Raw genomic sequence first — 14146 nt, 5'->3', positions numbered from 1 at the left:
CGAACGTCCGTGACCGGTAAGTTTTTGTAAGTCCGGTATGTCCCCTCTTGTATCTCGTTTAAGGGACAAATTGACATGGCCAGCATTCTGACCAACTCCAGCGCGATGTCCGCGCTTTCTACCCTGCGCTCGATCTCGTCCAGCATGGAATCGACGCAGAACGCCATCTCGACCGGCATGAAGGTTTCCAAGGCTTCTGACAACGCTGCCTATTGGTCGATCTCGACGACCATGAAGTCCGACAACATGGCATTGTCTGCCGTGACCGACGCTCTCGGTGTCGGCGCTGCGAAGGTCGATACCGCATATGCCGGTATGGAGACAGCGATCGACGTTGTTAAGGAGATCAAGAGCAAGCTCGTCGCCGCCAAGGAAGAAGGCGTCGACAAGGGCAAGATCCAGGAAGAAATCACGCAGCTGCAGGAGCAGCTGACCTCGATCGCCGAGTCGGCATCGTTCAACGGTCAGAATTGGCTTGCGGCCACTGCTGGCGATGTGACGGTCGTAACCGGTTTCGTCCGTGCCGCTGACAACACGGTATCGGTCAAGTCGACTACTGTCACTCTGGACGCAACGACGAACCTTCTGTTCACCGCGGACGCCACTGGCGTAATCGACGACACTACTGGCATCCTCGGCGCCGGTGGCACGGCGAGCGGCGAAAGCGTCGTTGGCTTTGCGATCTCGGATACGACGACCGGCACGGAAATCGACGAGCTTCTGACGGATGTCGAGACAGCTTTGACCTCGATGGTCAGCGCTGGTGCAGTGCTGGGCTCCATCTCTTCGCGTATCGATATGCAGACCGAATTCTCCGAAAAGCTGTCTGACGCCATCGAAACGGGCGTTGGCCGTCTCGTAGACGCCGACATGAACGAAGAGTCGACCCGGCTCAAGGCGCTGCAGACCCAGCAGCAGCTGGCAATCCAGGCGCTCTCGATCGCCAACAGCGACTCGCAGAACATCCTGTCGCTCTTCCGTTAATCGAAAGACAAGGCCGGCCCGTAAGGGCCGGCTAGACTGTCCCGACGCCGATATGCCTTGGTGGCTGACCAGAGGCGTGCGAAGGGAGAGCTTCAACATCCGGGGGCTGACCTGGACACGAGGCAAGGCAAAGGCCGCATTCGGAAACGAATGCGGCCTTTCCGTTTTGTTAAACATAATTTGCTACGCGCGCGCACGCGTGAAGGTTGCAGAAATTTTCAGAAAAATTCGATTTCCCGTTTTCGTTTAGGCCTTCATTAACCTTGATAGTTTTATCTAGGCCTATCGAAGCGGCGAGCTAACTTTTAAAAATCAGCCAGTTAGCAGGCATGATGCTGTGCGCCGTTACCGGAGAGACCGGAATGTCCCTTCTTAGTCAGCCATTCAAGGGGCAATACAACTATGACGAGCATTCTTACCAATGTCGCCGCCATGTCGGCACTCCAGACGCTGCGCACGATCGGTAGCAGCATGGAAGACACCCAGGCACGCGTTTCCTCCGGCATGCGCGTCGGCGAAGCCTCCGACAACGCTGCCTATTGGTCGATCGCTACCACTATGAAGTCTGACAACATGGCGCTCTCCGCCATCTCGGACGCTCTGGGCCTAGGCGCCTCGAAGATCGATACCGCTTATGCCGGTATGGAGTCCGCCATTGACGTCGTGAAAGAAATCAAGGCCAAGCTGGTCACCGCCACCGAAGAGGGCGTCGACAAGGCCAAGGTTCAGGAAGAGATCACGCAGCTGCAGGGCCAGCTGAAGTCTATCGCCGACTCGGCCTCCTTCTCCGGTGAAAACTGGATCGCTGGTGGCACTGACACTTCGACGACCGCCGCCCAGGTGACCGTTGTATCCGGCTTCGTCCGTGATGCCTCCAACAACGTTGCCGTAAAGACCACGTCCTACACGCTCGATGCCGAAACGGCTGGTGGCATGACCCTTCTGTTCGGTGGGGACGCGACCGGTGCAGTTGATACAACCAGTGGCATCCTCGGTACGAATGCAGCCGATTTCACGACCACTGACTTCGACTCAACCGCTGTTGGGGTTGACGCCGCCGCGACGGCCGTAGGTGGCATGTCCGTCTACAGCCTCAACATCACCGGCTTTGACGGCGCCGCCATGGCAGAAGCCCTGACGCTCGTTGATGCAGCCCTGGCCTTCATGACAAGCGCCGGCGCTGACCTTGGTTCGATCTCGATGCGCATCGACCTGCAGGAAGACTTCGTCAACAAGCTGTCCGACTCGCTTGACTCTGGCGTTGGCCGTCTCGTTGACGCCGACATGAACGAAGAATCGACCCGCCTCAAGGCACTGCAGACCCAGCAGCAGCTGGCCGTCCAGTCGCTCTCGATCGCCAACTCTTCTTCGGAAGTCATTCTCTCGCTCTTCCGTTAAGACTGAAGAGCTCCAATATCGAAGCCGCCCTCCGGGGCGGCTTTTTTTCGTATTAAGGATTTTTACAGTTTCGATTAACCATGCGTTAACCATAAGCCGGTTACATGAGGTCATGTAACGATGAGTTAACCAAGACGAAGAAATGGTTAAGGGCATTACGCCGCGTCATCGTTCCCGGAAAGACCGGGATGTCCCCAGATCTAGCCATTAAGGGACACGACCGTGACCAGCATTTTGACAAACAACGCAGCGATGGCTGCACTTCAGACACTCCGCTCGATCGACTCGAAGATGCAGGACACCCAGGCGCGTGTATCCTCCGGTCTGCGTGTCGGCGATGCCTCCGACAACGCCGCCTATTGGTCGATCGCAACCACCATGCGCTCCGACAATATGGCGCTCTCCGCCGTCCAGGACGCTCTCGGCCTCGGCGCCGCGAAAATCGACACCGCCTACGCCGCGATGGAAAGCTCCATCGAGGTGATGAAGGAAATCAAGGCCAAGGTTGTTGCCGCCACCGAAGAAGGCGTCGACAAGACCAAGATCCAGGAAGAAATCGACCAGCTGCAAGAGCAGCTTCGCTCGATCTCCGAATCCGCAAGCTTCAGCGGCCAGAACTGGGTCGCGACAGGCAATGACACGGTAACCCAGCCTGTCGACGTGACGGTCGTTTCCGGCTTCATCCGCGACTCGAGCGGCAATGTCTCCGTTTCGACGACGCTATATTCTCTCGATGCAACGACGCCGGATGGCATGACCGTCTTGTTCGGTGGTGATGCGACGGGGTTGATCGACTACAGCTCCGGTATCATCGGCAGTGTATCTGAGACCTTCGACGCCTTTGTCGACTGGGACAACGACGGTGCCACGGGTACCTCACCCGTCGAAATCGCAGGCGTCTCGATCGACCAGCTCGACATCACCGGCCTGACGACCGCCGGCATGCAGGAAGCACTGTCACTCGTCGAATACGGCCTTCAGCAGATGACCAGCGCGGCTGCCGCTCTCGGCTCGATCTCCATGCGAATTGGCATGCAGGAAGACTTCGTCGCGGCTCTCACCGATTCGATCGACAGTGGTGTCGGTCGCCTCGTGGATGCCGACATGAACGAAGAATCGACCCGCCTCAAGGCACTGCAGACCCAGCAGCAGCTGGCCATCCAGTCGCTCTCGATCGCCAACACCTCTTCCGAAAGCATCCTGACACTCTTCCGTCAGTAAGCGGCGCTCTGGCTAGGGGCGACTTCGTCCCGCCCTGACTGTGTCGGATGTTATCGGTGTGAATCCGCGCCTCGCAAGAGGCGCGGATTTTCGTTTGAGCCTTGCGCGAAACTTTTGGCATTTTCGTTTGGACTACAAAAGACAATCCGATGCCTTGCCATGCCCTTGGTCTCTTTGTTAACTGCCACTGTTAACGATTTGTTAACAGTGACGGGGACCGCGCGCTTAAGCGGTCTGCATGATGCCCTCCCGTCTTGCCGGCCAGCGCCGGATGCGCAGTCCTGAACGCTTAGGGGCACCAAGCATGACCAGTATTATGACCAATGCGGCCGCCATGGCGGCGCTGCAGACGCTTCGTTCGATCGACAACAACCTCGAGACAACGCAGCGGCGTGTTTCCTCGGGCTACCGGGTAGAAACCGCAGCCGACAATGCCGGCTATTGGTCCATTGCCACCACGATGCGCTCCGACAACGCGGCGCTCTCGACCGTTTCCGACGCGCTCGGCCTCGGTGCTGCGACCGTTGATACCGCTTACACGGCCCTCGACAACGTCGTCGACGTTATGTCGAGCATCAAGGCAAAGCTTGTGGCCGCCAGCGAGCCGGGCGTCGACAAGAACAAGATCAACGAAGAAATGACGCAGCTGAAGAATCAGCTGATCTCCGCGGCACAATCCGCATCCTTCTCCGGCGAGAACTGGCTCTACAATACCAATGCCGCAGAGCTCGGCACGAAGCAGGTTGTCTCGTCCTTCGTTCGCGGTGCCGATGGCAGCGTGCAGGTCACGACACTCGACTTCGATACCGAGGAATCGGTCCTGATCGACATCCAGGATGCCTCGCGAGGCTTTCTGACAAAGTCGATCGACGCCGATGTGCTGCGCAACACCGGCACGGGCGCGCGCGAATACTATCTCCTGGACATGGGCGCACCGACCAGCGGCGATGAAATCGCGATCGACACCAACACGACCAAGGAACAGCTCGACGACATGATTGCCGTCGTCGACGACGTCATCCAGCAGCTGACGGATGCCGCCGCCACGCTCGGCGCGATCACCTCGCGTATCGAGATGCAGGACAACTTCGTCTCCAACCTGATGGACGTGATCGACAAGGGTATCGGCCGTCTGGTCGATGCCGACATGAACGAGGAATCGACACGCCTGAAGGCCCTGCAGACCCAGCAGCAGCTCGGCATCCAGGCTCTCTCGATAGCCAACAGCAGCGCCGAAAAGCTTCTCACCCTCTTCCAGCGCTAACAGTTGAGGCGCCGGACGCGCAAGCGTCCGGCGCACTCGTGTCGATTTGAAGCAGGTGGCCGCAAACATCATTCATCTTCGCGCAAGTTTGAACCCCTAGTTTTAGGAAAGCACGTGGCACAAGAGCGCCAATCCGTGCCGAACGAGCTTCGAACAATTTCGGAAGATGAGAGAACGCGTACGGATATGCTGAAGTTTGATCTTCTTCTCGCGCAAGGCCGTGTTTCCTGGCCTCGCCATGTCGCCGATGGAGGCGATTGCCGATGAGCATGCCTCTGGCCCGTTATCTCAAGGATTTTTCCAGCGACGTCGCGCCGCCGGCACCGCCGACCTCGGCGCCGACTTTCGATTTGCCGAGCGTCGATGCGTTCGACATGGACTTTCCGGCACTGCCCGAACCTGACCCGATTGATGTCGAAGCCCTCAGGCGCGAAGCCTATGCCGAAGGGCATGAGGCTGGCGAAAAGGCTGCCGCCGAGCGTTTCGAGGTCGACCGACAGGCGATGGAGATTGCCCATGCCCAGGCGCTCGCGGAGCGCGACCAACGGCTTCGCGACGAGTTCGCGGCCATCGTCGGCACGAAATTGCCCGAGCTGATCGAGAAGCTTTCACTTGCCGTCAGCGAACAGGCGGCTGTTGCCCTGGCGCCTGTGATCGGTGAGGCGCTTGCGGAAAAGGCGGTCAAGGATCTCGCCGTCGTGCTCCAGGCAGCCATCTCCTCTGGCGACGCGGGTACGATCGAAGTGAAGGGGCCGCGCCTGCTGTTCCAGAAATTGCAGTCCGAAATGCCAGAGCACACCAGCTTCCTTCGCCATACGGAGGATGACGATCTCGACTTGACGGCCGAGTTCGGTGACGCGGCGCTTGTGACCCGCATCTCCGCCTTTACGGCGAGCCTGAAGAAAGTGCTGGCATGAGCGACGAAAATCACCACCACGGAAAAAACGAGATCATCATCGTCAAGCGCCATAAGGGCGACCACGATGGTGCGCATGGTGGCGCCTGGAAGATCGCCTATGCCGACTTCATGACCGCGATGATGGCCTTCTTCCTCGTCATGTGGCTGGTCAACGCCGCGAACGAGGAGACCAAGGCCTCGGTCGCCAGCTACTTCAATCCGATCAAGCTCTCTGACGAAAAGCCCACCGAAAAGGGCCTGGAGAAGCCAGTCGAGACCAGCGAAGGCGAAGAGAAGAAGGAACGGTCCCAAGTCGACGAGGACGAGGACAAGGTCGGTTCGGCCGCCGCAACTGGCGACGATCAGACGGCGTCCTCCGGCGACGAGGCCAATTATTCCGAGGCCGATTTCTTCGAAAACCCCTATTCCGTTCTGGCCGAAATCGCGCAGGAAGTCGGCCAGCAGGCCAATGTCAGCGCCAAGGGCGAGGGCGGTGCAGCCGATTCCGGCCCGTCGACCGGTGCGCAGGGCGGTGAAGCCTATCGCGATCCCTTCGATCCCGACTTCTGGACCCAGCAGGTGCAGACGGCCAACGGCCCGCCGGGTGAGCCGACCGATGCCCCGACACCGGCAGAGCAGGCCCAGACCGCAGCACAGCCGGCGACCGAACCGGTTGATCCCTCGACCGAGCCTGAGCAGCAGATCGCCCTTGTCGTTCCCGGACAGAAGCCTGTGGATCCGGCAACCCCCTCCGAGGCACTGACCGGTGACAAGCCGCCGGAAGCCGATATGCCGAAGAGCGACGTCGGCGAGACCGACCAGTCCGAGACCAAGACCGAAGACAAGGTTGAGACCGCCAAGGTGGATCCCACGGCAGAGGCACAGCTGGAGGTCCAGCTCGCCGCGGCCGACAAGTTGAAGGCAGAGATCGAGGAAACGCTCGGCGGCGCGGCTGGCAAGCTCGCCGAGGGCCTGCTCGTTACGCCTTCGGAAGGCGGCTTGCTCGTCACCATCAGCGATCAGAGCGACGCTGCCATGTTCAATGTCGGCTCAGCCGTGCCGCGCCGCGAACTGGTGCTGGCGATGGAACGACTGGGCAAGCTTTTGCAGGACAAGCCTGGCCGGATCGTCATCCGCGGTCATACCGACGCCCGCCAGTTCAAGGGTACGGAAAACGACAACTGGCGCCTCTCCATGGCCCGCGCCCACAGTGCATATTACATGCTGGTACGTGGCGGCCTGAGCGAGGACCGGGTCGAACAGGTTTCCGGCTTTGCGGATCGCCGCCCACAAGTTGCCGAAGATCCGCTCGCGGATGCCAACCGCCGCATCGAAATCCTGATCGAAGCGGACGAGGGGTGAGCATGGCCATTCGGCGACTGTCCCTCTGCGTTCTGCTCTCCGGTCTGGCGGCATTTGCTGCCGGATCGCCGAGCCATGCGCAGTCGGTGGACGAGACGCTTGAACCTTACCGGATGCTGCGTTCGCTGCAATTCGTCCAGGACACGGTCATCCGGGGTGACCATTCCGCAGCAGACATGCAGCGCTTCATGCTGGGCACGATCGACGAGCGGCTGCGCACCGCCGATCCGAAGATCTTCCAGGACCCGCGTAACGTCGATGCGGCCCTGATCTATGCGATGAGCGGCGGCAATCCCGCGACGCTGGAATTGCTGGTTGCCCGTGATATCGAAGGCAATTTCGACAACCGCGTCAGCGATGCCTTACGCAAGTATCTGACCGGTAAGGGCACCTTGATCGCCAAGACACTGGGCGACATGGCCGTCGAATACAAGAACGCCAAGATCGGCCCGTATCTCGCGCTCGTTGCCGGCAATGTCACCCTCGCCAAGGATCCGGCTGCCGCCTTGAAGTTCTACGACTGGGCGCGTCTGACGGCTCCCGGCACCATTGTCGAAGAGGCAGCCCTTCGCCGTTCGCTCGCCGTCGCCGTCGACGCCAAGATCGTCGACAAGGCGTCGCTCTATGCGAACGGCTACGCACGCCGCTTCCTCTATTCGCCCTATGCCAGCCAGTTTGCCGATCTCTTCGTCCGGTTCGTCGTCGAGCACTACGATGTGCTGAAGCCCGCCGCTATCGACGCCACGCTCGGCTACATGGATATCGACCGGCGCCGTGAGGTTTACCTCCGGGTTGCGCGTGAAGCGGCGATCGCCGGGCGCAAGGAACTCGCCACCATGGCAGCCGATCAGGCAAAGCTCCTGTCCGGCAGCGAGGAGGGTGCAGACGCCCTAGCCAAGCTCTATGGCAGCCTCGTCGGCGTCCCGACCGAGAATGTCGACGATGCCATGGCTGTCCTGATGAATATCCCGGAAGACGCGCTTTCGCCTCGCGACCGCGCGCTGCGCCAGGCCGCCGAAACCGTGGCCAAGGAGGTTCTGCGCAAACCGGAACCCGTCACCGCCCCGCAGGCGCCCCCGCCGGTCGACGCTCCGCAGGCAGGCGAAGCGGTTGAGGCTGCTGCGACCGACCAGGAGCTGCAGGATCCCTTTGCCCAGCCGCAAGCCGCAGACGCTGCCCCAGCTGAGGCCGAAGTTCAGCCCGCTGCCGCAGAGCCCGGTACGCCACCGGTCGACCAGGCCGAGATCGATCCCGAACTGCGAACCTTCGTCGATGCGGGGCGGTCCAAACTCGATGCCATAGACGATCTTCTCCAGAAAGAAGGCCCCTGATCATGATGGATGCACTCTCAGCTCCTAGATTGCCTGTTTCGGATGGCGCAGCCTCGCAATCCGCCTCCGGTCGTAGTGACAGGGCGGAAGACGGCGGCAGCTTCTCGAAGGTACTTTCGAGCTCTGGAGAGCAGGAGCGTGGCACGTCGCAGGGCGGAAACTCTGACGAAGACGCGGCAAGCGTAGACGCCGACAGCGATCTTCCGGCGGCAAAGACCTCCACGCGCAACGCCGACCCATCCCTGTTTGGCATCGACGATGCCCTGCTTGCAGAGCTCGAAGCTCTGCCGGACGATGTCTCCATGGGCGAGCTTGTGCGCCTTCTGGCAAACGCCAAGGCACAGGGCAAGGGAAGCGCCAAGGAGGGCAAGGAGCCCGAGGTCGAGATCGAGGGTCTCGATCCCGCACTCAAGGCGGAGCTCGCCAAGGCCATGGCCGCCGTTCGCGACCGCAAGGGCGAGGAGGGCACCGAGGAGGTTCCGGCCGACCAGGCATCCGGCGAGACTGCAGGCGCCGAGACGACGGCCGCTGACCTTGCAGATGTGCTGCAGCTTCTGGCCGGTGGAGAAGCCAAGATCTCCGAAAAGGACGATGAACCCGTCAAGGGTGAGAAGAGCGCCAAGGCAGATCAGAAGGTTGATGGCCTTGCCGTGGCTGCCGTCTCAGAGGGAGAGGCAGACGCCTCGACCTCGGATGACAGTGGCTCGGAAGGCAATCGCGACTTCCGCTTCGTCCGGGCGGATGGCAAGGGTGAGCCGGTGCTTCTGCGCAGCGAAGGATCCGAACAGACCGAGCAGAAGGCGGTCGAGACAGTTACCGTGGTCGACAGCCGACGCTATATCGCGCCGGTCTCGACGACCAACGGCGCGTCGATCGCAGCGGCCATGCTGGGCGACAGCGAGTGGGTCGGTGCCATGTCGCCGGGTTCTGAACTCGCTAACGCCGCGACCCAGTCCAGCCAGGGCAAGGTCGTGCATACCTTGAAGATCCAGATGACACCAATCGACCTTGGAAGCGTCACCGCGACCTTGCGGCTATCGGGTGAGGAGCTGAGCGTCCAGTTGACCGTCGACAATCCGGCAGCGCTCCGCCAGCTCTCCAACGATCAGAGCGACATCCTGAAGGCCCTGCGTGCGCAGGGTCTGGTGGTCGACCAGGTGCAGGTGAACATGCAGGTCGCGACTGTCGATCGCAGCGCCGATACCGGTCAGAACAGTGCGCAGAACCAGCAAGCCGGCCAGCAGACGTTCCAGTCCGGAAACCAGGGTGGCAGTGAACGGCAGCAGCAGGGTGAGGCTGCAGGAAACGGGGTACGGACGGCAGATGAGCGCCTGGTTCAAACGACGGATACTCCGGCTACCGACGCTCGCGGCACTCGCCCTGATCAGCTTTACGTCTGAGGCAGCAGCAAGCCTTGGTGCCTGTGAGGGCGCCATCAGTGCGGCCGCAGCCAAGTTCGGCATACCCGAAGGCATCCTCTATTCGGTGGGTCTCACCGAGACGGGGCGCAAGGGCAGCCTTCAGCCCTTCGCCATGAATGTCGAAGGCAAAGCCTATTACTTCGATGAACTGGAGGAAGCGCTCGAGGCTTTCCAGCGGGCGAGGGAAGGCGGCGCGGTCCTCATCGACGTCGGCTGCATGCAGATCAACCAGCACTTCCACGGAGAGCATTTCAGCTCCGTAGAAGCCATGTTTGACCCTCGGCGTAACGTGGAATATGCAGCGCGCTTTCTCAGCAATCTGCACAGCCGTCACGAAACGTGGACCATGGCAGTTGCAAGGTACCACGCTGGGCCGAACAACGACCCGGCCCAGAAGCGCTATGTGTGTCGCGTGATCGCAAATCTGGTGGCGACGGGCTATGGAAGCTGGACGCCCAATGCGCGACAATTTTGCGGTGAATAACAATCGAGGGTTGTTTGACAGCCACGATTGTGCCGATTTGCCAAATGTGGCGAGACTGCGATGAAAGAGGCATTAGCAAGAGCTTGTGCGAAACTTGCGTTAACTTTTCCACTGGAAAATAGTGCCTGATAGCTCGGATAGATACTATATCTAGTTCAAATCGGCACCAAATGGTTAATCAATCGTTAATTACTATGGTTAAGTTCTCCTAGTTGTTCATGAATCCCCCGATTCGTACCCATGGTGCATCGAAACACCACACTGATTCGGAGGCGGCTGAATGATCGTCGTGGTAGATGAGCGCGAGCTCGTGAAAGACGGATACACATCACTATTTGGGCGCGAGGGAATTCCCTCGACGGGTTTCGACCCACGCGAGTTCGGGGAATGGGTCAATACGGCGGCCGATTCCGACATCGCGGCGGTTGAAGCGTTCCTGCTCGGACAGGGTGAAGCGACCCTGGAACTGCCGCGGGCAATCCGCGACCGGACCCAGGCACCGGTGATCGCAGTCAGCGATCAGCCATCCCTGGAGGCAACCCTTGCACTCTTCGACTGCGGCGTCGATGATGTCGTGCGCAAGCCTGTCCATCCTCGCGAAATCCTGGCACGCGCTGCGGCTATCCGCCGGCGTCTGCGGGCAATCACCAACTTCACCGAGATCGGCCCGATCAAGGTCTTCTCCGACGGCCGCGATCCCGAGATTGCCGGCGACGTCTTCCCCTTGCCGCGCCGCGAGCGCCGCATTCTCGAATATTTGGTCTCCAACCGCGGTCGTCGCGTCTCGAAGACCCAGATCTTCAACGCGATCTACGGCATCTTCGACGAAGAAGTCGAAGAGAACGTCGTCGAAAGCCACATCTCCAAGCTTCGCAAGAAGCTTCGCAAGAAGCTCGGTTTCGACCCTGTCGATTCCAAACGCTTCCTCGGTTACTGCATCGACTGGAGCTGATGATTACATCCCGCGGCCGCCCTTGTGCGGCCGCAGTTTTTTCCTCGCCACGAGGTGAAAAAACGGCAGGGCCCTCCAGCCAGACAGCTTCACGCAAGGCCCACCTCATACTCTCCCATTGACTATAAAACGAGGATTTTGACATGAGCCTTTACGGAACCATGCGAACGGGTGTCTCCGGCATGAACGCCCAGTCGAACCGGCTGAGCACTGTCGCTGACAACATCGCCAATTCCAGCACCGTCGGCTATAAGAAGGCCTCGGTGCAGTTTTCATCCATGATTTTGCCGACCACGAACGGCGCCTACAATTCCGGCGGCGTCGAGACCGATGTCCGCTACTCGATTTCGAGCCAGGGCACCTTCAGCTACACGACCTCCGAGACGGACCTCGCCATCAATGGTGACGGCTTCTTCATCGTGAAGGGCGACGACGGCACTCCCTACATGACCCGTGCGGGTTCCTTCGTCCTGCAGGATGACGGCACGCTCAAGAACACCGCAGGCTATACCCTCCAGGGTTATGAATACGATTCCACGGCTGATCCGACCATCGTCGTGAACGGCTTCGATGGACTTGAAGACGTTGATTTGTCCGGTTCGGGCATCTCCGCTGTCGCCTCGACGACCGGTACCCTCAACGTCAACCTGCCCAACGGTGCGGAAGACGGTTTTGTGCAGACGACCTCTCTGAAGGTGTTCGACAGCCAGGGTTCCAGCCGCCTCATTGAATTCACTTACACGAAAGTCACCGACAACGAGTGGACGGTAGAAGCAACCGGTCCCGGTGTTCCGGCCACGGTACTCGGCGTAACCAGCCTCTTCTTCACCACGGACGGCCAGCTTGATACGGCATTGAGCCCGACGCCCCTCACGCTGCAGACCTTCGATATCGACGGTGCAGTGGTGCCGGATATCACCTTGGAAATCGGCGACACGACGCAGCTCGCGTCTGCCTTCTCCGTTGAAGAAGGCAAGGTCAACGGTAACGCTGCCTCGAAGGTCAAGGGCTACGAGATCGACGACAAGGGTGTCGTCTCGATCGCCTACGAAAACGGCGACCTGGTGCCGAAGTTCCGCGTCGCTCTTGCGAGCGTGCAGAGCCCCGACAACCTCAATCCGGTGGCCGGCAACATGTACACCCAGTCGAACGATTCCGGTGTCGTCATCCTCGGTTATGCCGGCTCCAGCGGCTTTGGCACGATCCTGTCCGGCGCTCTTGAAGACTCCAACGTGGACGTCGCTGAAGAGCTGACGGCCATGATCGAGTCCCAGCGGAATTACACCGCAAACTCCAAGGTTTTCCAGACCGGCTCCGAATTGATGGAAGTCCTGGTCAACCTGAAGAGATAATCGAAAGAGTAGGTTAGTCCTATGTCGCTTGCATCGTCGCTCAATACGGCCAATTCGATCTTCCGGAACACGTCGCAGCAGACGTCCGTGATCTCGACGAACATCGCCAACACCGGCAACGAAAACTACGTTCGCCGTGACGCGGTGGTCACGCAGTCCGTATACGGTTTCTCGTCGGTGCAGAACGAGCGGTCGCAGCAGATGGCACTGTTGCGGCAGATGTCATCCTCGACTGCGCAGCAAAGTGCGCAGTCGACTCTGCTCGACGGACTGACCACGCTTTCCGATGCGCTCGGCGGCAATGACTACGAACTCTCGCCGTCCGCCTATCTCGCCAATCTGCAAAGCAGCCTCCAGTCGTTTGCGGCATCACCAGGCGAATATGCACTCGCCTCCACGGTGGTGACGGATGCGATCGACGTGGTGAACTCGCTCAACAACGCGACCACCACGACGCAGGAACTGCGCGAAGACACCGACGCTCAGATGTTCGAGCAGGTGGAAACGCTGAACAAGCTGCTCGCTGAGTTCAAGATCGTCAACGACACGGTGGTGCGCCAGACGGCAACCGGCGGGGCTGCCGACGACTATCTCGATCGCCGCGACACGCTGCTCAAGGAAATCTCCGGGATCATCGGCGTTTCCGTGAACATGCGCGACAACAGCGACATGGTTCTCTACACCTATGATGGCACGACGCTGTTCGAGACCGATCCGCGTGAGGTCAGCTTCGTTCGCACCTACACTTACGATGCGACCGTCTCCGGCAACGCGATCTACATCGATGGCACACCGGTCCGCGCCGGCGTCGGTGGCAATACGGATGGCCAGGGTTCGCTGGCTTCCCTGGTTCAGATCCGCGATGTCATCGCTCCGACCTTCCAGACCCAGCTGGACGAAATTGCCCGTGGCCTGGTTGAGGCCTTCCAGGAAACCGACACAGGTGGCGGCGGTGAACTGCCCGGCCTGTTCACCTGGCCGACCGGCACTGTTCCGGCAACAGGCACTGTCGAACCTGGACTGGCTGCCCTCATTCAAGTCAACCCGGCCGTTCGCTCGGATGCCGGTGGCGACCCGATGCTGATCCGCGACGGCGGGATCAACGGTGCGGCCTATGTTCAGAACGTCGATGGGTCCTCCGGTTTCACCGACCTCATCAACTCCTACGTGGATGAGCTTGCGGCCAACCGCAGCTTCTCCGCCGATGCCGACCTGAAGACGGATGCAAGTGTCCTGTCCTTCGCCAGCAACTCGATCGGCTGGCTCGAAGAACTGCGCTCGAACGCGACGACGGCGAACGAAAACAAGCAGGCGCTCTATGAGCGGACCTTCCAGACCTACTCTTCCAAGACGGCAGTCAGCCTCGATGAAGAACTATCGCTGCTGCTCGATGTAGAGCAGTCCTACAAGGCCGCGGCCAAGCTCGTCTCTACCGTTGACGAGATGCTGAAGGCCGTTCTCGAAATGGCGGGGTAATCC

At 60.1% G+C, this 14146-nt stretch carries 12 protein-coding genes; all 12 read left to right on the top strand.

Features of this window, described 5'->3' with window-relative positions; genetic code table 11:
* Window positions 1-75: 75 nt before the first annotated feature.
* The 12 genes from AC02Y0_RS15380 (at window position 76) to flgK (ending at window position 14143) form a co-directional block, all read left to right on the top strand.
* Complete coding sequence (locus tag AC02Y0_RS15380; protein ID WP_476379756.1) at window positions 76-984, top strand: flagellin N-terminal helical domain-containing protein; 909 nt, start codon at window positions 76-78, stop codon at window positions 982-984.
* A gap of 402 nt (window positions 985-1386) precedes the next feature.
* A complete protein-coding gene (locus AC02Y0_RS15375) occupies window positions 1387-2382 on the top strand; it encodes a flagellin N-terminal helical domain-containing protein (RefSeq protein WP_476379755.1) in 996 nt (331 codons plus the stop codon).
* A 222-nt stretch (window positions 2383-2604) separates the two neighbouring features.
* Complete coding sequence (locus AC02Y0_RS15370; RefSeq protein ID WP_476379754.1) at window positions 2605-3603, top strand: flagellin N-terminal helical domain-containing protein; 999 nt, start codon at window positions 2605-2607, stop codon at window positions 3601-3603.
* Window positions 3604-3907: 304 nt separating this feature from the next.
* Window positions 3908-4867, top strand: coding sequence for a flagellin N-terminal helical domain-containing protein (locus AC02Y0_RS15365; protein WP_102019156.1), 960 nt, complete (start codon window positions 3908-3910; stop codon window positions 4865-4867).
* Window positions 4868-5130: 263 nt separating this feature from the next.
* Window positions 5131-5784 carry a FliH/SctL family protein gene (locus AC02Y0_RS15360; protein WP_476379753.1) on the top strand — a complete coding sequence of 218 codons (654 nt, stop codon included), beginning with the start codon at window positions 5131-5133 and terminating at the stop codon, window positions 5782-5784.
* Window positions 5781-7127, top strand: coding sequence for a MotB family protein (locus AC02Y0_RS15355; protein WP_476379752.1), 1347 nt, complete (start codon window positions 5781-5783; stop codon window positions 7125-7127). The genes AC02Y0_RS15360 and AC02Y0_RS15355 overlap by 4 nt, the downstream gene beginning before the upstream one ends.
* A gap of 2 nt (window positions 7128-7129) precedes the next feature.
* Window positions 7130-8458, top strand: a complete 1329-nt coding sequence (gene motC, locus AC02Y0_RS15350; RefSeq protein ID WP_476379751.1) for a chemotaxis protein MotC — start codon at window positions 7130-7132, stop codon at window positions 8456-8458.
* 2 nt (window positions 8459-8460) lie between these two features.
* Window positions 8461-9858: a flagellar hook-length control protein FliK gene (locus AC02Y0_RS15345; protein WP_476379750.1), complete on the top strand. Its 1398-nt coding sequence runs from the start codon at window positions 8461-8463 to the stop codon at window positions 9856-9858.
* The gene (locus AC02Y0_RS15340) at window positions 9782-10363 is read left to right on the top strand and encodes a transglycosylase SLT domain-containing protein (RefSeq protein ID WP_102019161.1); all 582 of its coding nucleotides are present in this window, start codon (window positions 9782-9784) and stop codon (window positions 10361-10363) included. Before AC02Y0_RS15345 ends, AC02Y0_RS15340 begins: the two co-directional genes overlap by 77 nt.
* A gap of 280 nt (window positions 10364-10643) precedes the next feature.
* Complete coding sequence (gene rem, locus AC02Y0_RS15335) at window positions 10644-11315, top strand: transcriptional activator Rem (protein ID WP_102019162.1); 672 nt, start codon at window positions 10644-10646, stop codon at window positions 11313-11315.
* A gap of 143 nt (window positions 11316-11458) precedes the next feature.
* Window positions 11459-12667, top strand: a complete 1209-nt coding sequence (locus AC02Y0_RS15330) for a flagellar hook protein FlgE (protein WP_102019163.1) — start codon at window positions 11459-11461, stop codon at window positions 12665-12667.
* Window positions 12668-12688: 21 nt separating this feature from the next.
* Window positions 12689-14143 carry a flagellar hook-associated protein FlgK gene (gene flgK / locus AC02Y0_RS15325; protein WP_444559430.1) on the top strand — a complete coding sequence of 485 codons (1455 nt, stop codon included), beginning with the start codon at window positions 12689-12691 and terminating at the stop codon, window positions 14141-14143.
* Window positions 14144-14146 lie beyond the last annotated feature (3 nt).

This window comes from Allorhizobium sp. nf9_anc (genome assembly GCF_056323085.1).
The sequence above is the reverse complement of the archived record's forward strand: the minus strand, read 5'-3'. Positions and strand labels throughout refer to the sequence as shown.